Consider the following 18,004-nt stretch of genomic DNA (forward strand, 5'->3'; position numbering starts at 1 on the left):
CACAGAACCGTCCCCTGTCACACCCTGTCACATCAAATAACATTTTTCTCACCCGTAAATAAATATAATGTTTAAAATAAAACAGTGTGTTAACATGAATTTGAGGTGATTTGCAATGGAAATTAAAATCGAAAGCCTGGTATCGTACGAGAAGATTAAAAAGCAAACAGACGCCGTTTTTAAGTTGGTTGACCGCAATGATACTGTTGTGGTTTTAAAAAACAATCAGCCTGCGTATTTGATTCTGAAATATGAGGCTGGGATTACAACAGCAGAAAAGAATATCGTTATAAGCGAGTCTGCAACTATAGAAGAAAAGGTTCCCAAAAAGCGGGGCCGTAAACCCAAAGATGAAGCAGCACAGAAAACCAAAACTGCTGCCAAGAAGACGGAAGACAAAAAACCGCGCATGAAGCTTCAGGAAGCGATGCAACTGGTGCTGGCAGAAACCGAGGACCAACAGCTGCATGCCGGTGAGTTGGCGGAGGCAGTTTATCAGCGCGGCTTGTATACCAAAAGGGATGGCAGCAAGGCTCCGGCCAATCAGCTCCGCTCCAGCTGCAATAATTATAAAGATTTGTTTGAGGTGCTGCCGGGCAACATCATCAAACTTAAGACCAGCGATCAGTAGAAAAGTAATTAACTCCCACTTGGAACTGTTTAGGAAACAGCTCCAGTATGATATAAGAGCACCACTTCTCGCTGCGCCTATTGGTCATGGACCCCGGGTTTAACATCAGGACGCCTCTTTTGCTCTGCACCATGGGCTGATGGCTGTGTCCGAAGATGATAATATCCACGTTGTCACTGACGAACTGGTCATAAGCCCGGTCCAGAGTGGTCTTATCGCGTCCATGGCCATGGACGAGGCCGATCCTGTAGCCCATTGCTGTGATGATGTCTTTTTCTTTGAGGGTGCGTTGGATTTTTGCATCGTCGCAGTTTCCCCACACGCTATACAGCCTTTTGAAATTTCTTAAGAATTCAAAGGTCTCGTAGCAAACAAAATCGCCGGCATGAATCAGCATATCAACGTCCTGGAAGGTTGTCTCGATGTAACCCAACCAGTTGCTATCCGGCTTGCTTATATGAGTGTCGGCTATAACGCCTATTTTCATGGATGTATCAACCTTTCAGAGCATCATCTCGGGCCTCTCTCTGGGAGTATGAAGCAATTCCCCAAAGAGCGGGCTTTTTCATCTGGCAGAGGGTTTGCAGGTTGACCAACCCAGCAGATCATATACAATTCAGTAAGCTAACAGTGCCTCAATGATCATAGCTACACCCATAATGCCGAAGAGGATGCTCACCCAGCCGCCCATGGCCACCGCATCAAAGATTGCCATATAGAGCAGCACGGTGCCGATGACGACTCTGGCAATGCGGTCGGTATTTCCCAGATTACGGCGGAAAGACAGATGCATAGCATCAAACCTCCATATTGCCATTATGCGCAAATATTGGCGGGGTGATTCACCCCGCCAACCTGAAGTCCATAGTTATTTATGGCGGTTCAGTCTCATTCATCCTGCCGCACTACCAAAACATCCTGGGATCTGGCGCAGCAGCCATTGGTGCAAGCCACCACATAAACCCGGCCTAGAGTGCCCGGCGGCACTTCCCAGAGGATTTCGGCCACTCCGGTCACTGCGCTGGGGCAATCGATGCCGATAAGGCTGGCAAATTCGCAAGTTCCGGTACCGGTTGGCTCTAGGAGGAATAAGGCCCGGGAGACTACCCGGTTGAAGTTGGCCCTCACTATGGTGCGGGCATTCAACTGCACGAATCCTCCCATTACAGGCAAAATCTGGCCGGTCTCGCTCAGGAATCTGAGATTGGTAACTCTGAGGTCGCAAACCGGCTGAGCCACGGGCGGAACGCAGATCACCTGGTCTATGAAAATTATGTCCGGGTCGGTGATCTGCGGGTTGGCGTTCCGGATGGCCTCTACGGTCACCCCGAAGCGGAGGGAAATGAGGAAGAGAGTATCCCCAGCCCTCACGGTGTAGAGCTGGCCGCTGCAGTTATTTGGCGGGGGCGGTACCTGCTGGCCTTCAACTGGCATGGCCGCCCGTCCGATATTACTAGACAAAACTATCACCTCTAGCTATTTTATTGCTACATTATATGCAAGCAGGGCCACCAGGGGGCCAACAGGCCAACAGGGCCAACGAAGGGACGATCTTTTGTTGGGTTTAAAAACCCAACAAAAGATCGTCCCTCTGTTGGCCTTAAAATTTTGATTTTACAAATTCGTTAGATGGAGGCATTTCAGTTCATTACTTGGAAGGGTTGAGCAAAGCGTGGAGTTCCTCCAACTTCTGCAGGGATTGTCCGTAATCCTTAATGTTTCCGTTAACGAAAGCATTGGCCTCCTCCACTGTCATGCGTAAATTGTAAGCCTCAAAGCGCACTTCCACGTAATCTAGGTTTTCAACCAAAGCCAGGATATAATAAGCCTCGTCTACCTGGCCTTTTTCGCGGTATTTCAGGAGATCTGCGCTGATGTGGATATCGGAGAAGTTGACGATTAGGCCGTAAGGTTCTTTTTCTGTTTCCAAGGCAATGGTGTAGACTCCGAAACGGTTGAGCTGAAGTTTATTCAAAAGATTGCCTACTTCGGAGTTGTTGCCTACATATTTTACCCGAGCATCGTAGAGGGCTTGAAAGTCTGGCTTGTTTTGCATAACTGGAGTGGTTCCGGGATGGGGGGCATTAAAGCTGTTCGCTACCGACCATCCAGCATAAGCCATTATCGCCGCAATCACCACAAATATCAAGGCAGGACCGAGTTTTTTCACTTTAATTTACCTCCCCAACCGCTCCACTTTGGAGCAGATATTTCATTTGGGCCTTGATCTTTACCTTTATGCACTGAACTTCCATGTTCTTTCCTCCTGCATATTTTGCGATAATTTTATAACACCATAAACCTGGTTATCAAGGTACAATCAGCAACAGCCACTATGGCAGAACTTTGCTCGCACTTGGTAAGTCCCATCCCCGCGTTTGGTGTGAATGTTTTTACCCAGAAATTATCAGTCAAAAGCTTATCGGTTTTAAGGCCTGTTTATGTTAATATTTTGGGTAGGGTTTTTTCTAACCCATTCCATAGAATCATAATATTATAATAGATTATTATCGGAGCTATTTATATAAATGAAGCAGATCATGACTCGATTTATATACAGTTCGCATTTTTCAGGCCAACAGAGGGACGTTCCTTTTGTTGGTTTCAAAAACCCAACAAAAAGAACATCCCTCTGTTGGCCCCTTTGGCCCTGTTGGCCTTGTCGGCATCTGTTGGCACTTTGCCTGGCCTTGATATTTATGTTCGGCCTTCTGCCGGTCCCGGTCCAGGCCGCCGACGAAGCCAGTTCCACTCCGCAGTTGGTGTCCGAATCGGCAGTTTTAATGGACGCTAAAACCGGACAGATTCTCTACGAAAAGAATATGCACACCCAGTTGTACCCGGCTTCCATTACTAAAATACTGACTATTCTGTTGGGGTTGGAACACGGCCAACTGCAGGATACAGTGATTATGTCGCGTGAAGCGGTATTTAGCATTCTGCGGGGATCATCTCATATCGCCCTTACCGACGGGGAGGAGATTACCCTGGAACAAGCCTTGATGGCGGCCATGCTGCCTTCGGCAAATGATGCCAGCAACGGCATCGCTGAGCACATCAGCGGCAGCGTGAAGGATTTCGCGGTGTTGATGAATCAGCGCGCCCAGGAGGCTGGAGCGATAAATAGCAATTTTGCCAATCCCCACGGACTGCCTGATGAGGAGCATGTGAGCACTGCCTATGATATGGCGATGATCACCCGGGCCGCCTTGCAGAACGATAAATTGGAGAAATACTGGGTACAGGTGCGCTATACTTAAATACCCCCTACATCAAACAGTCTGAGTCCCGCGATCTGGTGGTCGGAACATCGTAGCGCTACCACCAAACGCTTCTACTACGAAGGTGATTGGTAAAGACCGGATATACCAGCATTTCGCAGAATACTTGGTTGATTGGGTACAGATGCGGCGACCGGGAACTGATCGGGTGAGATGAAAAGTTCCCGGTTACGGTACCGACACCATTGCCCTGTTGTTTGAATTGGGTTGGTTTAACAGTTCACCGAAGCCAGCTTTGCCATCCTGCTCATTCCATCCCAAAGACAATAAATTGGGTGATATTGACGATCAGAATAGGATTAGTTTTCACCTGGCCGCATTAAGAGCATCAATTGGCCTGGCCGATGAAGCGAGATTACCACCTGGTGGAGGTGGACCCAATCAACCACGTCTGACCTACGCTGATTTCGGTCTAAAAAACTCAGCCTGCAATGCCGACCTGGGTACGGTGGTTCATCTCTACAATTTGCACCTGCAGGGAGGACACTCCGCGTTGGCTAAGCCTCCTGATTACCGCTGCCAAAATTCTGGTAATTATGGTTGTGGGCATTATAGCTTTTCTATACGGGCTGCGCTTTGCTATCAGGGCCCGCCGCAGGCCGAGATGAAATTTAATTGGGGCGCAGCCCTAATCATAACATAAGAATGGTTGATTCTGTGTAACCTCCAACAGAACGTTATCTGTCAGGAGGTTATATTATTTCAACATGGTTGAGTGGTGATTAATAGTCTGAACGCCTGAAAGCATTCAGGATGCCTATTGTTTCCCAGGTTGAGTTGCGATAGTAAAATTTGCTGCTCAGGTATAATATATAGTAAATCCTATAGCAAGGTGAAAACAAATGAGCATTATCGGGTGGACTGTAAAGGGAACTGTAGGGCTGGTAGCCAATAGCCTGGAATTTATTATAAAGCGGGGCGCCCGTAGCGTCGGCAAACGGTATGGAGAAAACCAGATTGTTAAAACCGCTTCGGAAATTGGTACGAGCACCGTGAGGGTGACGGAAAGTACGGTCAAAACCCTCACTGACGTTGTTGACGGAGGCATCGAGGCGGGAAGCGGCTATCTGGCCAAGGACGAGACCAAGGTTGCCCAGGGTTGGCAGAAGTCCAAAAGTGCAGGTAAGGAACTGGTCTCAGGGGTCAAGCAGGGGCTCTTGGACACCTATGAGGCTGGAGCCACCACCACCGGCAGTGCAGTGCAGGCCGGCAAACACTATATTAAAGGAGACAAAAGAGCGGCTACTCAGGCCCTGGCCAATACCAAGGCATATGCCCTGGAACTGGGCAAGCTAGTAGTCATCGGCCTTCTGGCAGTGGGCACTCCCACTAAGAACGGTGAAACCTCGAAGAGGGAATAGGCGATGTAACAGATAGGCCGTTAAACTTTTATTTAGAAGGTGCTGACTTAACCGTCCCAGATAAGCCTCGGATAACTAAACACATGCTCAGGCACCATATCAAAACCGTCCCCCCTTACTCGCAACCTGCTGTGGTATCATTAAGGAGAATTTAAGCTTCATTGCGGAGGGAGCAAGATGAAATATCTAGTTATCGGAGCCGGAGGAACGGGGGGAAGCATCGCGGCCTTCATGACTGAAACCGGCCACGATGTAACCGTCATCGACAGGGGGCAGCATCTGGAGGCTATTCAGAAAGGCGGCCTTCAGATGAAGACGACCCGCAAAGGCAATTATACCGTGTTTCCAGTGAAAGCCAGCCATATGGAAGGTTATCAGGAAGAGCCAGATGTGATTTTCACCTGTGTAAAAGGTTATTCCCTGGATGACACCATCCCTTTTATTAAAAGAGTGGTTCACAGAGATACGGTGGTGATACCCCTGCTGAACATCTACGGCACCGGGAGCAGAATGCAAGCCATGCTGCCGGGAACTCTGGTAACCGATGGGTGCATTTACATAGCCGCCGAGATTAGGGAACCAGGCACCATCCTGCAAGCTGGGGACATATTCCGGGTTGTGTACGGGGTAAGAAAAAGGGAAGATTTTCGGCCGATCCTGGAACAGGTAGCCCGCGACCTGACGGACAGCGGCATCGCCGCGATCGTATCCGATGATATCCGCAGAGACGCACTGCAAAAATTCTCCTATGTTTCTCCCATGGCCGCATGCGGTGCCTATTATGACATAGATGCCGGAGAAGCTCAAAAGCCAGGGTTAGCCCGGGATACCTTCATTGCTTTGATGAAGGAGATAGATGCCCTGGCTCAGGCCATGGGGATAAACTTTACAGTGGACATTGTCCAGACTAATCTGAACATTCTCGACAACCTGTCACCCATAGCCTCCACTTCTATGCAGAGGGATTTGCGGCAAGGCCGGAAATCGGAGATAGATGGGCTAATTTTTGAAGTGGTGCGCCTGGGCCGACAGTATGGTGTGCCTGTGCCCACTTATAAAATGATCGCAGCTAGATTTGGCTTCACAGTATAAAAAATGCGACAGGGGACAGGAGCGACTGTCTCCTGTCGCATTCACATTTCCGGGCTCTTGCCCTTCATCCTCTGGCTTTGGTCCCGTTACCTGGCCTGCCTACGCTTAAACGCTTCTGTTGTCAGTTGCTCTCCAAGGCTGGCTGCTTGGTTTACTAGTCCCTCGGTGGGCTTCCCAACTCACTATATGTCACCATCTTTCTCAGTCGGTCCCGTCTCGTGAATCCGCTTCGTTTCCTTCAAAACCTTCCGTTCAACCCCATGACATTTAATCCCCCCAGAATGTGAAAGTTGAGCAACGCAAAAAATATAGAATTGTTATTGCAGGGATTTGCTCATTCAGATCGTTATTATATTAGGGGGGTGGTCACAGTTCACAACAATGAAATAGATCAGAAGCGCTTGATGAACGGTGACCTGCAGGCATTTGAATGCTTTATTGAGCAGTATAAGGCCTATGTATTCGCTATCATCCTCCGTTTTGTGAGCGACCCTGATGATGCCCAGGATATAGCTCAAGAAGTTTTTGTGCAGCTATATCGTTCGTTGCCGCAGTATCGACCCGATAACCTGAGGGCCTGGGTAGGGAAGATCGCCACCAACAAGGCCATCGATGGGAAGCGAAGCAGGGCGCGGCAAGGCCAATATCTGCAGGCCAATGTGGACACGTCGCTGGCCCTACAGCCATCAGACATGAACCCGGAGCAGATGTTGATCAAGCTGGAAAAACAGGAACGCATCAAGACCTTGTGCAAAGGCCTTCCCCCAGGCTACAGGCGGGTTTTGATGAGGTACTATTTCGAACATCAGTCATACCAACAGATAGCCCGTGAAGAGGGCATCAGCCTCAAAACCGTAGAATCCCGATTGTACCGGGCACGTAAGCTTTTGAGAGAACGATGGGAGGAGGGAACGTAAAATGCAGCATTTCAGCAAAGTAGAGTGGCAGCAGTTTTCCCAGGGTCAAAACACAGATAAAGCGCTGGCAATGGAAACCCACTTAGAGATCTGTGACCAATGCCGCCAGTTGTTTTTAGAATCGATCGACGCGGCAGAGATGAAAAGAGCAGAGGCAGCCATCGTTCCCGGTTTTGCGGCTCAGACTATTGATCTGATAGAAAAAAGCACCAGGCCTAAACGCCCCAACTCACAGCGGTCCAACACTCGAAGCCTCTTGCTCTATTACACCGCTGCGGCAGTGTTGACCTTAGCCTTGACAGGCGGGGGGATCATTCAAGATGTGAATCAGAGACTGGCCACCCTGCCTCAGGATGCTTACTCCATTGATTATTCCAGATATGAGAGCATCCTCTGGAATTGGCCTGCCCAGCTGCAAGAAATGACGAGCAGTTGGTTGAACCATTTCGATAATATCAATAGGAGGAATAGTAGTGAATAAAAAGAGCAAATTACTGGTTTTCCTACTGTCACCGCTTCCCGGCCTGAGTCACCTTTATCTTGGTTGGACCAGGCGAGCCTTGGTATTCTTTGCGGTCTTTTTAGGATTATGCATCAGCGGTATAACCATCAACAATATGAGCTATCATTACTCGCTTTCCAACAGTTTTGGCCCCCTGATGTTTTTTGTCATCGCTCTGGTTTGGTTTATGGCCCTGGCGGAAGCCTTGGGTCTGGCCGGTCAGGAAATAGATCTAAACAGCCTGGAAGGATATGACAGCAGCCCTGGTTCAGATGTGCGGAGCCCGGTGTTGATCAGCAATCGCAAGATGATCGCTCTGGCTTTAGCCACCATACCCGGTGCCGGGCACATGTTTTTAGGCCTGATTAAGCAGGGCGCTCAATTGATGGCTGGGTTTTTCCTGATTCTGGTCCTGACGGACTGGCTGAACGTGAGCGTGCTCGGCTTTGTGCTGCCGGTGATCTGGTTTTACAGCGTTTTTGATATCTATCACCTATTAGAGGATGAGCGCGAACTGCATCTGGATTCATCCAGCTTGTTCGATTGGTTTTCCAATCGCCCCCAAACCCTGGGATGGGGTCTGATCGGTTTGGGTGTGATAGTAATGTTACAGCGTATCATAACCCCTTTGCTGTCCACATTTATCGGACCAAGCCTGCGCGCTTATCTAGGCACCAGCCTGGTGGCTATTATCTTGATCGCGGGAGGCATCAAACTTCTCATGGGCAGCAAAGTTGAAAAACAGGTCCTGCACCAGGCGCTGCCGCCCGTCCCGGATGTGCTGACCGGCCAGAATGATCAGAACGCGGACCAAGATTCACAGGATTCACAGGATTCAAAGGAGGAAGTGCTATGAGACAATGGCGGGTCGGAACATTTTCCATGGGGTTGCTCTTGCTTGCGACTGGCATAGGGCTTTTATACGGTCAGTTTCAACCATACCCGGTAGCTGAATACCTCTTGCAATGGTGGCCGCTGATATTTATACTGCTTGGTTTGGAAGTCCTGCTGCAGGCGTATTTTAACAAGGTTGAAGATGGCAGAGTCAAGTATGATGTTTTCAGCATTTTCATTGTCTTTATTATTGTCATGACAGGCCTGAGCCTGCAAGCTGCCAGCCACTTTGGACTGACCAGCTATGTTCAGAAGAATATCACCGCTGAGCGGTTCCACCTGCAAGCTGACCAAGAAATAGCGGTGGACAGTAGCATTCAAAAGTTGGTCATACAAACTGAGCGCTGCTCTCAGCTGGATATAAAAACTGCTGGGGGCAATGTTATTCTCAGCAATGCCAGGGTGGCTATACGTGCCGGTTCCAAGATTGAAGCTGAGCAGGAGTTGAAAAACACGGTTCAACTGACTACCAGCACCAGTGGTAATACCATGTACTTAAGACTGGGGTTTGGGGGCAGCGACTATGACGCCAGGTTCGCTCTGGTGCTTCCGGAGAGGCTGGCGGTGGAAGTAGATCATAACACTGCCAGGCTGCAGATTTCGAATGCCAGGCTGATGAATGACTGGCTGATCAGGGGTACAGGGTCTGCTGATGTATCCCTGCCTTCCTCCACTGATGCATTGGTTTCTGTTTTGCTGCCTCAGGACCAGAATGTGGCGGGTAATCTAAACTGGGAGACCAGTGATAGCCAGGCGGCAGCAAAGGATACGGGGAATGAAGATAGCAACGGTAAGCCGAACGATACTCATACACCGAGCAGCGATCAGTCGGTCAAAACGATGGCAAGTAAAATGGGCCAAGGAAAGCACAAAATGACCATCATTCGGCAAGGCGGCGGGCAAATAACCATAAACCAGCTGCCATAGCCTACAGAAGATGCATTTGCCAACAGGCCAACAGAGGGCCAACAGAGGGACGTTCTTATTGTTGGGTTAAAAAACCCAACAATAAGAACGTCCCTCTATTGGCCCCTAACAAAAACCGTAATAAGCAACTACTGGCTGTAGGAGTATACGGATTGTGTTAAACTAAAAAAGTCGATCAACACTGTGCCGCACGATTTGCGATGAAATGCTTTGCAGCCTTCATGAGCCGGTGTTGGATGATGATGTTGGCGCTGTTGTTCACTCGATCGAGTTTTTCGTGAATCGACATAGCCGGCTGTTCAACAGGCAGCATTTTCTGAGATAAGGGGATGGAATGTGGAGAATAGCGCAGCGCTGCAAAAAGAACCTCTGTGGACCAAAGAATTCATCATAATATTTATAGTCAACCTTTTTACCTTTTTAGGTTTTCAGATGCTTTTGCCCACTTTGCCTATTTATGCCAAATATCTGGGCGGCAGCGATACTTCAGCAGGCCTGGTGGTAGGTATTTTCACTGTTTCCGCCTTATTGATCCGGCCTTTCGTCGGACAAGCCCTGGATATATACGGGCGCAAAGGAATATTCCTCAGCGGATTGGTGATATTCGCAGTCTGCGTGTTCGGTTATATTTGGGCACCGTCACTCCTGGTTCTGCTGATTATACGTTTTATTCACGGATTCGGCTGGGGCCTTTCCAGCACCTCGGCTAGCACAGTGGCGGCCGATATTATCCCCAAGTCGAGATTGGGAGAGGGCATGGGGTATTACGGCCTGGCCGCAACCATCTCGATGGCCATGGCTCCGGCTCTTGGCTTGTACCTGTTTAACCGCTTCGGCTTCGATATTCTATTTGTAGTCTCAGCGGTGATGGTGTCGATTGCCATCATTATAGCCAACCTGATAAAGTACCATAACGTCGAACTTCACCCCCGGCAGGCGAAATTGAGCCTTATCGAGAGGGCTGCCCTACGCCCCACCTTAGTGGTATTTTTCATGACCATGACTTTCGGAGCCATAGTGGCCTTTATCGCCCTTTATGCCCAGCAGCGGGGCATTAGCAACATCGGCCTCTTTTTTACGCTGCATGCCCTGGCCGTGGCCGTTTCCCGGCCTTTGGCAGGGCGGATTGCCGACATGCGCGGATTCGATGTGGTGGTCATCCCCGGCATCATACTGGTGGCTATCGCCATGGTATTGTTGTCCAGGGCGGAAGATCTGTCTGGATTCCTTCTGGCGGCAGTGATCTATGGGGCAGGTTTTGGGGCCGTCCAGCCCAGCCTGATGGCTATGGCCATTGTGTTGTCCCCCCCGCAGCGACGCGGTGCCGCCAATGCCACTTTCTTCACCGGTTTTGACCTGGGGATAGGACTGAGTTCTATCATGTGGGGAGCGGTGGCGGAACTAACTGGCTACAGTCTTATGTATTTGCTGTCGGTGATACCGGTCCTGCTTGCGCTTTTCAGTTACCTCCTGGGTCGCCAGCCGGCTAAAGAGGCTCAACCAGGACAATAACGAGGCTTTTTAGGGTCTATAGTGCCAATAGTGCCAACAGAAAGAACGTCCCCTCTGTTGGCCTGTTGGTTTATTTATGGCTGCGACGCCAGATATTCATCTTTTCAGCCTCGGCAACTAATTCATCTCTAAGCTCAGGATGAGCGATATTGATCAAGGCTTCTGCCCGCTGCCAGGTTGAAAGACCCGCCAGATCGGCTATGCCGTATTCTGTCACCACGCAATGGGTGAGTGAACGAGGGACGGTCACAATTGACCCCGGCGTAAATGTGGGTACAATTCGGGATTTGAGATTCCCATCCTTATCCTGATAGGCAGAATTGCAGCAAATAAAGGACATGCCACCCTCCGACAAATATGCCCCAGCCGCAAAATCAAGTTGGCCGCCGGTTCCGCTGATCTGGCGGGGCCCGGTTGACTCTGAGGATACCTGCCCGAACAGGTCCACCTCCAGGCAGGCATTAATGGATACGGTATTGGGGTTTTGCGCGATCACCCTGGAGTTATTGGTGTACGAGGAAGGGTAGGTGATGCAGGAAGGATTATGATCCAACCAATCATAGAGGAACTTGCTCCCGGCAACGAAAGTGAAGGTCGATTTGCCTTTGTCTACCACTTTCTTACGATTGGTCAATTTGCCGGCTTCATGCAGATGATAATAAGCATCCGCCAGCATCTCCGAATGGCAACCCAGGTCTTTTATGTCCGATTCAGCCAGCATGGTGCCAACAATGTTGGGCAGACCGCCGATACCCAATTGAATGCAGGCACCGTCGCGAATTAAGGGAACAATGTGGTTGGCAATCCGCCGGTCCATTTCCGTGGGTGTAAGCGCAGGAATCTCTTCCACTTTGGATTGAGCTTCAACGATGTAATCAACCTCGGAAATATGGATAACCTCATCGGCTCCCCCCATAGCCCAGGGAAGTTGATCATTGACCTCCACCAACACTGTTTTGGCTGCCTTCATGATCGAATAACAGCAAGTACAGGCACAGTGAAGATTGAAAAAGCCCTCCTGGTTCATTTTGGTGACTCGAAACATGGCTACATCGACCAGGTCTGTGATACTTTTTTGGTAATAGAGATTCTGATTGCTAAAAACCATGGGCTGATGATAAGCCAATCCGCGATCATGTAATTTGCGATCGTAACCGGAAAAGAACCACGAATTGAGAACAAACACCTCTCCTTTAGGATCAGCCTCTATGCATGCGTGCGGACTCAGGCTTAAAACCTGGCGAATTTTTATGTCCTGCAATTCTTCTTTACGGAGTGACAGTGCCCGATCTAAGGCTATTGGTTTGGAATGGCCAAAACCATAATCGACCCAGTCACCGCTTTTGACAACTTTTACAGCTTCTGCCGGGCTGACCAGCTTGGCTTGGTATGCCTTCAAATGACTAATATGAATACGCCCCCTCGATGCTTTTATGTCCCAGGCAACGCCACATATTGTCAGAAATTGGAGTAAATTGGGCATGGCCTATTATTAATAATACTATATTTCGAGCTGGCACAATTAGGTGGGGCAGGAAAAAAACCGGTGAATAAGATGCCACACCCGGCTGATCAATCCTCTTTGCCCAATCCCAGGCAAAACTATTACTCGTACAGAAATAGTGTTATAATATTCAGGTTTGGGAGGTATTTTGGCTGCAATCAACGAAGATGCTGGGTGGGAAATGTTGTATTGTCCAAGTTACGATAAGGCAATTGCGCCAGGAGTCATGAATGAGTATTTTCGAAATTATGATGTTACTTTGTTTTGGCTTTGCGTGGCCGTTTTCAATATATAAATCATATAAGTCCGGTTCAAACCAAGGCAAGAGCCTAATATTTCTGTTGATTGTCTTTATGGGGTATGTTGCCGGGGTCTTGCACAAGGTATTATACAACTTCGATACGGTTGTATATTTGTATGCGTTGAATGGGGTTTTGGTAGGGATCGATATCCTGCTGTTTTTGCGCAACCACAGCAGAGCCAACAGGAAATGGGCCTAAAGTTGATGAAACCCTGGGGGGAGAGGGTTTAGCCAAGGGATTATGAAAAGCCCGTTGTGAGTATGGGGTATCAGATGTGAGCAAACAATTATACATTACCGAAAAACCCTCGGTGGCGGGCAGCTTTGCCAACGTCCTGGGGATAGATATATCCAAATCCGACCGCAGCCGGGGCTACGCGGAAAATGATCAGGCCATCATCAGCTGGTGTTATGGCCATCTGGTGACCATGGCTTACCCGGAGGAATACGACCCGGCCTACAAATCCTGGCGGGTGGAGCATTTGCCCATCATACCGAAACAGTATAAATACAAGATCATAGATAATGCCGGCACCGGCAAACAGTTTGCGGTCATCAAACAGCTCATGCACCGCCCCGATGTGGAGATGATCTACTCATGCACTGACAGCGGGCGGGAAGGGGAATATATTTTCCGCCTGGTCTATCAGCTCAGCGGTACCAAAAAACCCGCCAAACGGGTGTGGCTGTCGGCGCATACCGAAGATGCCGTGAAAAAGGGCATTGCAGCAGCCAAAGACCTCAGTGAGTATGACTCCCTCTCCCAGGCGGCTTACTGCCGGGCCAAGGAGGATTGGCTGTTTGGCATGAACTTCAGCCGCATCTACACCTGCCAGTACGGTCAAGGTCTATCGAATCGACTGAAGGAAAAGAAACGCGCAGTGATAGCCATTGGACGGGTTATGACCTGTGTGTTGGGCCTGGTGGTCAACCGTGAACTGGAAATCAGAAACTTCGTGCCTAAAACCCATTATGGGATAGTGGCCAGCTTTTTGTCCCAGGACAGCAGGGTCGAGTATAAGGGCAAGTGGCAGCCCAAAAAGGCCAAAGGAAAAAAGGACCCGGAAGCAACTGAAGAAGAGGAGAAGTACCTCAGCCAGGAGGATGCCCAGCAAATCATCGAAAAACTGCAGGGGCATGAGGCTGCGGTGAAAAAGGTGGAGATCAAAGCCAAAAAGGAAGCCCCGCCCCTGCTTTTCAACCTGGCCGAACTGCAGTCGGAGGCCAACAAAAAATATAAGCTGCCGGTAGATAAAACCCTGTCCATTGCCCAGAGCCTGTATGAGAAAAAACTCATCTCTTACCCCAGGACCGACAGCCGGGTATTGTCCACCGAAATAGTTGGCGAACTGCCCCAGGTCTTAAATGGGTTGTATAAGAATGCCGCCTTCAAAGACGCGGTCATCAGAATCAAGGATTTCGGCAAACTGGCTATCGATAAATCCAGTAAGAGGTTCGTGGATGACAGCAAGGTTACCGATCATTATGCCATAATCCCCACCTATGTAAGCACCGATCTGTCCCGGTTAGATGCCGACAGCCGCAATGTGTACAGCTTGATTGTGAAGAGGTTTCTGGCCATATTCTATCCAGCAGCGGTTTACAACACGGTTAAGGTTGAAACCGAAGTTGCTGGCGAGGTCTTTGTGACCAACTCCAAAACCCTCAAAGAAGCTGGATGGAAAGAGATCTACGAAGTGAGTCCGGCCAAAAATGAAGAGGAAATATCCGCCGCACCACTTCACCTGCTCACTAAAAAGGAAAAGTGCGCCGTCACCGCCCTGGATCTAGAGGAGAAAGAGACCAAACCGCCTTCCCGTTTTTCAGATGCGGCCTTGGTTCTGACCATGGAAAAAGCGGGCAAATATATTGAGAACGAGGAACTGAGAGAGCAGATCAAGACCTGCGGCATCGGTACCTCCGCCACCCGGGCAGGCATCATTAAGAAGCTTCAGGATATTGGCTACATCAAAATCAATGCCAAGACACGCATCGTCACCCCCGAGCCCAAGGGTGAGGCCATCGTCGAACTGGTGCGCCAATCCGCCAAAGAGTTGTTGAACCCCATTCTTACCGCCAGCTGGGAAAAAGGCTTGTTCATGGTGCAGAACAAAGAGATCACCCCGGAGGAATTTGAGGCCAAGTTGACCGCCTACATCACCCGCACTATTGAGAAGGTAAAAAGAGCGCCAGCGAATTTCAATGCCTTTCGATGATTACTCTAAAAATGCTGTCCAGCATTGAGTAGCAGCTTGATGATTGCCTTAAACTGGATAATCTAATATACTGTCTATAGAACGTACGTTCTGTTTTATTGGTCGCGGTGAATAAGAAAGCTGGCACAAAACTTAGGAGTCGGCAGGGAACCCCGGTTACCGACCTGGTAACAAGGGGGTGGTCGTTTGACGAATACGGAATTGTTGCTGCTTGGCGGTAATCGTTTCTATTCTAGCCCTCATAAAGCACTAGGGCTGCATATCTACATAGCGTAGATCCACAGCCCCTGAGAATGAATAATTCGTTCCAGGAGACGCAACCGGGCTACAACTCCCTGCTGGCTCCTATTGATATTTTAACGTGTAGCATTGAACTTTGCAACATCCTGGCTGCTGTGCTACGGTTGCCCGTAAGTATATAAACAAAGACATCCTCTCCTTCAGCATCCCCTACAAACGGTTTTTGGAGCTGGAAGAGCAAGTCGAAGAAAGCTTTTTGACCGAAGAAACCTGGTTGGGGATCGCGGAGCGGATAGATTAGTCTTAGGGGCCAATAGAGGGACGTTCTTTTGTTGGGTTGAAAAACCCAACAAAACTAACATGAGCCTTCGGTTCACAAGCGTCAATGAAAATCCTTTGGCTTTAAGGGGATTTTCGTAAAAAAAGAACGTCCCTCTGTTGGCCCATGTCATATTTAACTTGATGGAGTAAAAGGTATGCGAGTACAATATAATTGGCATCTCGGTAAAAAATGGAAAGAGCCCTGCAAAAGAGTCATGGAAGAAACAGGAGGTTGGTAGTGATGAAGACTGTTACAGCCCCAAAGTATCCAATGATTTCAGCACGAATCTCAGCATTATTTTTGGCATTAGCGATTTTAATCATGGTTGTTCCCTTAACTGCAATAGCCGGTGAGCCAACTAATCAGGATACGGTTATGGTTTTTATCCTTGATAACAATACATATACCGTAAACGGTGACCTCAATGTTATGGATGTCAGCCCTACTATTTTTGAAGGCCGGACCATGCTGCCGATCAGATATGCCGCCACCCCTTTAGGAGCCGATGTCGGTTGGGATGATCAAACCAGAAAAGTAACGGTGTCATTGGATAAAACGAAAATTGAATTGTGGATCGGACAGAGTAATGCCCTGGTCAACGGCAACAGTGTTCTCATAGATTCGGGCAATGTCAATGTAAAGCCCATGATCGTCAACGGGCGAACCATGCTGCCGCTGCGGTTTGTCACTGAAGCACTGGGCTGTACTGTTCAATGGGACGATGTCACCAGGAAGATAACTGTTAACAAAACCGGCTCATCAAGTGGATCTACCATTAAGCCCTTTGTTCCGTCAATACCCGGGATAATAAAGGATACCCCAGTGACCAAGCCCCAATTATCCACTAACTTAACGCTTGTTTCCATGGATATAAGCAGGTTGAAAGACCTCTGGTCGCCCACACAGGTTGGAAAAGTAATGAAAGTGACTATGGATGAAGCAGATATTCCTGTAGTGATGCGCGTAGGCAGAGGATATGATGTCTTTGGCAAATATGCATCAGTGGATTCCTTGAAACAGCCGGTATTAGACACCACCAAACTCATCCAGGATCAAAAAATGGAACGAATTCGTTTTGATCAGGGCGAAAACAGACAGATCATCAGCGAATCAATCCGCTCCTACAGCAACAGTATTTCAACCAAAATAAGCGCTTCGGGCAGCTATTTTGGTTTTGGCGGTTCAGTAAAGGCGAATTTTGATTCAAAACGCACCCAGGAATTAAACAATTATTTTTCCACCTTCAGCTATGTGGTGAAAAAGTATGGCGTATACGTCAACGGAACCACCGATTTGAAGAACTACCTCACCAACGACGCCCGGCAGATGATCAATGACAGCAGCGTTGCTGCCAGTACGGTTTTTGCAAACTTCGGCCATTACGTGCTGGTGGATACAATCACCGGAGGCAGAGTCGATTATAGCATTACAGCCAGTTCCAAGGCCTCAACCAGTTATGAAAACTTCAAGACTGCTGCCAAAGCCGACTTCAATGCCGTGATATTCAGTGCCGGAGGCAGCGGTTCTTATCAGAATGTTAAGAACAAATCTGAATATGACAGCGACAAGGAGCAGACACTGCACAGTTATGGCGGCGAATTCACTCTGAATATCAATCAGTTTTTGACCGATCCGCAGATCCTGTCCAAATGGGAAGCCACCTTGGAGGACAAAGGTACCCTGGTCGATTTCGGCAGCACCACCGCCAGGGCCCTGGTACCAATTTGGGAGCTGTGTGACAATCCCACCCGGGCGGCCAGCCTTAAAGCTGAATTCGAAAAACAGAATCTGGCTCAGGGCAATCAGTGGCCCCTGCAAAAATATGTAACCGACATTGTATTCGTCTCCGACAAGAATGAATGGAACGCCAGAAGCAAATGCCCTCCAGGGTATCAGTTGATCAATGCTGATCTCAATGCAGGAGCCGGCGGGAACTTCATCTATTTGTGCTATAAACTAGATGAGAACATCAATGAGGCCTACACCGACTTGTTTATGGAATACCGGGGAAGTGCGGCGCCGCCGGAGGCCAAACTCCTGAATCACAATGCCAACTACGTGTACTATGTGCGCAATGGTCAGGATTTAAATGAGGGTTCAGGCGGAGCTTTCATCTATCTGTGGACCTCCCGGGAGCAGACTCTGCCGCCTATAACGGGTATTTCGGTGGCTTTCGATAATCCCAATAACGTCAACCCCGAATGGACCAGTGTTTACTGGCAAAACACCCAAAGCCCGGCGGATGTAAATAAAAGCGTCAAGGGCAAATATATTTTCATCAAATTCAACAGATAACGTCAAACG

At 48.9% G+C, this 18,004-nt stretch carries 18 protein-coding genes and 1 pseudogene; 14 read left to right on the forward strand and 5 right to left on the reverse strand.

The window, feature by feature from the left end:
- Positions 1-115 precede the first annotated feature (115 nt).
- The gene (locus AC15IQ_RS09150) at positions 116-631 is read left to right on the forward strand and encodes a hypothetical protein (protein WP_483178678.1); all 516 of its coding nucleotides are present in this window, start codon (positions 116-118) and stop codon (positions 629-631) included.
- Here the strand turns inward: AC15IQ_RS09150 and AC15IQ_RS09155 are convergent.
- The 4 genes from AC15IQ_RS09155 to AC15IQ_RS09170 all read right to left on the reverse strand — a co-directional run bounded on the left by AC15IQ_RS09155 (position 612) and on the right by AC15IQ_RS09170 (position 2,801).
- Positions 612-1,118, reverse strand: coding sequence for a metallophosphoesterase family protein (locus tag AC15IQ_RS09155; RefSeq protein WP_483178679.1), 507 nt, complete (start codon positions 1,116-1,118; stop codon positions 612-614). The two genes, AC15IQ_RS09150 and AC15IQ_RS09155, sit on opposite strands and share 20 nt — an antisense overlap.
- Positions 1,119-1,247: 129 nt before the next feature.
- Positions 1,248-1,424 (reverse strand): YgaP-like transmembrane domain, encoded by a 177-nt coding sequence (locus AC15IQ_RS09160; RefSeq protein ID WP_483178680.1) that lies wholly within the window; start codon positions 1,422-1,424, stop codon positions 1,248-1,250.
- Positions 1,425-1,519: 95 nt separating this feature from the next.
- The gene (locus AC15IQ_RS09165; RefSeq protein ID WP_483178681.1) at positions 1,520-2,092 is read right to left on the reverse strand and encodes a LysM peptidoglycan-binding domain-containing protein; all 573 of its coding nucleotides are present in this window, start codon (positions 2,090-2,092) and stop codon (positions 1,520-1,522) included.
- Positions 2,093-2,279: 187 nt separating this feature from the next.
- Positions 2,280-2,801 carry a DUF4825 domain-containing protein gene (locus AC15IQ_RS09170; protein WP_483178682.1) on the reverse strand — a complete coding sequence of 174 codons (522 nt, stop codon included), beginning with the start codon at positions 2,799-2,801 and terminating at the stop codon, positions 2,280-2,282.
- A 529-nt stretch (positions 2,802-3,330) separates the two neighbouring features.
- Between AC15IQ_RS09170 and AC15IQ_RS09175 the strand changes: the two genes are divergently transcribed.
- The 9 genes from AC15IQ_RS09175 (at position 3,331) to AC15IQ_RS09215 (ending at position 11,117) form a co-directional block, all read left to right on the forward strand.
- Positions 3,331-3,891, forward strand: coding sequence for a D-alanyl-D-alanine carboxypeptidase family protein (locus AC15IQ_RS09175; protein WP_483179047.1), 561 nt, complete (start codon positions 3,331-3,333; stop codon positions 3,889-3,891).
- Between the two features lie 214 nt (positions 3,892-4,105).
- Positions 4,106-4,555 (forward strand): hypothetical protein, encoded by a 450-nt coding sequence (locus AC15IQ_RS09180; RefSeq protein WP_483178683.1) that lies wholly within the window; start codon positions 4,106-4,108, stop codon positions 4,553-4,555.
- A gap of 199 nt (positions 4,556-4,754) precedes the next feature.
- Entirely contained in the window at positions 4,755-5,273 is a 519-nt protein-coding gene (locus AC15IQ_RS09185) for a hypothetical protein (protein WP_483178684.1), read from the forward strand.
- A gap of 177 nt (positions 5,274-5,450) precedes the next feature.
- Complete coding sequence (locus AC15IQ_RS09190) at positions 5,451-6,365, forward strand: ketopantoate reductase family protein (protein ID WP_483178685.1); 915 nt, start codon at positions 5,451-5,453, stop codon at positions 6,363-6,365.
- A gap of 290 nt (positions 6,366-6,655) precedes the next feature.
- Positions 6,656-7,282, forward strand: coding sequence for an RNA polymerase sigma factor (locus tag AC15IQ_RS09195; RefSeq protein ID WP_483178686.1), 627 nt, complete (start codon positions 6,656-6,658; stop codon positions 7,280-7,282).
- 1 nt (position 7,283) lies between these two features.
- Positions 7,284-7,763, forward strand: a complete 480-nt coding sequence (locus AC15IQ_RS09200) for a hypothetical protein (RefSeq protein WP_483178687.1) — start codon at positions 7,284-7,286, stop codon at positions 7,761-7,763.
- Positions 7,756-8,640, forward strand: coding sequence for a hypothetical protein (locus tag AC15IQ_RS09205; RefSeq protein ID WP_483178688.1), 885 nt, complete (start codon positions 7,756-7,758; stop codon positions 8,638-8,640). Before AC15IQ_RS09200 ends, AC15IQ_RS09205 begins: the two co-directional genes overlap by 8 nt.
- Positions 8,637-9,605, forward strand: coding sequence for a LiaF transmembrane domain-containing protein (locus tag AC15IQ_RS09210; protein WP_483178689.1), 969 nt, complete (start codon positions 8,637-8,639; stop codon positions 9,603-9,605). The genes AC15IQ_RS09205 and AC15IQ_RS09210 overlap by 4 nt, the downstream gene beginning before the upstream one ends.
- A 336-nt stretch (positions 9,606-9,941) precedes the next feature.
- Positions 9,942-11,117 carry an MFS transporter gene (locus tag AC15IQ_RS09215; RefSeq protein ID WP_483178690.1) on the forward strand — a complete coding sequence of 392 codons (1,176 nt, stop codon included), beginning with the start codon at positions 9,942-9,944 and terminating at the stop codon, positions 11,115-11,117.
- A gap of 70 nt (positions 11,118-11,187) precedes the next feature.
- Here the strand turns inward: AC15IQ_RS09215 and AC15IQ_RS09220 are convergent, their stop codons facing one another.
- The gene (locus AC15IQ_RS09220) at positions 11,188-12,516 is read right to left on the reverse strand and encodes an acetyl-CoA hydrolase/transferase family protein (RefSeq protein ID WP_483178691.1); all 1,329 of its coding nucleotides are present in this window, start codon (positions 12,514-12,516) and stop codon (positions 11,188-11,190) included.
- Between the two features lie 335 nt (positions 12,517-12,851).
- Between AC15IQ_RS09220 and AC15IQ_RS09225 the strand changes: the two genes are divergently transcribed.
- From AC15IQ_RS09225 to AC15IQ_RS09240, 4 genes and pseudogenes are all read left to right on the forward strand, one after another.
- Positions 12,852-13,121, forward strand: a complete 270-nt coding sequence (locus AC15IQ_RS09225) for a hypothetical protein (RefSeq protein ID WP_483178692.1) — start codon at positions 12,852-12,854, stop codon at positions 13,119-13,121.
- 76 nt (positions 13,122-13,197) lie between these two features.
- Positions 13,198-15,138, forward strand: a complete 1,941-nt coding sequence (locus tag AC15IQ_RS09230; protein ID WP_483178693.1) for a DNA topoisomerase 3 — start codon at positions 13,198-13,200, stop codon at positions 15,136-15,138.
- A 406-nt stretch (positions 15,139-15,544) separates the two neighbouring features.
- A pseudogene (locus AC15IQ_RS09235) lies at positions 15,545-15,679 on the forward strand (DUF169 domain-containing protein); the annotation flags it as partial.
- Positions 15,680-15,940: 261 nt separating this feature from the next.
- Positions 15,941-17,995 carry a stalk domain-containing protein gene (locus AC15IQ_RS09240; RefSeq protein WP_483178694.1) on the forward strand — a complete coding sequence of 685 codons (2,055 nt, stop codon included), beginning with the start codon at positions 15,941-15,943 and terminating at the stop codon, positions 17,993-17,995.
- Positions 17,996-18,004 lie beyond the last annotated feature (9 nt).

The organism is Syntrophomonas sp. DTU019 (assembly GCA_913757435.1).
Lineage (GTDB): Bacteria > Bacillota > Syntrophomonadia > Syntrophomonadales > Syntrophomonadaceae > DTU019.

Bases quoted from the DNA above. Each gene is read 5' to 3' on its own strand.
- AC15IQ_RS09150 (WP_483178678.1), top strand. From the start codon at position 116: ATGGAAATTAAAATCGAAAGCCTGGTATCGTACGAGAAGATTAAAAAG.
- AC15IQ_RS09155 (WP_483178679.1), bottom strand. From the start codon at position 1,118: ATGAAAATAGGCGTTATAGCCGACACTCATATAAGCAAGCCGGATAGC.
- AC15IQ_RS09160 (WP_483178680.1), bottom strand. From the start codon at position 1,424: ATGCATCTGTCTTTCCGCCGTAATCTGGGAAATACCGACCGCATTGCC.
- AC15IQ_RS09175 (WP_483179047.1), top strand. From the start codon at position 3,331: ATGTTCGGCCTTCTGCCGGTCCCGGTCCAGGCCGCCGACGAAGCCAGT.
- AC15IQ_RS09185 (WP_483178684.1), top strand. From the start codon at position 4,755: ATGAGCATTATCGGGTGGACTGTAAAGGGAACTGTAGGGCTGGTAGCC.
- AC15IQ_RS09190 (WP_483178685.1), top strand. From the start codon at position 5,451: ATGAAATATCTAGTTATCGGAGCCGGAGGAACGGGGGGAAGCATCGCG.
- AC15IQ_RS09200 (WP_483178687.1), top strand. From the start codon at position 7,284: ATGCAGCATTTCAGCAAAGTAGAGTGGCAGCAGTTTTCCCAGGGTCAA.
- AC15IQ_RS09210 (WP_483178689.1), top strand. From the start codon at position 8,637: ATGAGACAATGGCGGGTCGGAACATTTTCCATGGGGTTGCTCTTGCTT.
- AC15IQ_RS09225 (WP_483178692.1), top strand. From the start codon at position 12,852: ATGAGTATTTTCGAAATTATGATGTTACTTTGTTTTGGCTTTGCGTGG.
- AC15IQ_RS09240 (WP_483178694.1), top strand. From the start codon at position 15,941: ATGAAGACTGTTACAGCCCCAAAGTATCCAATGATTTCAGCACGAATC.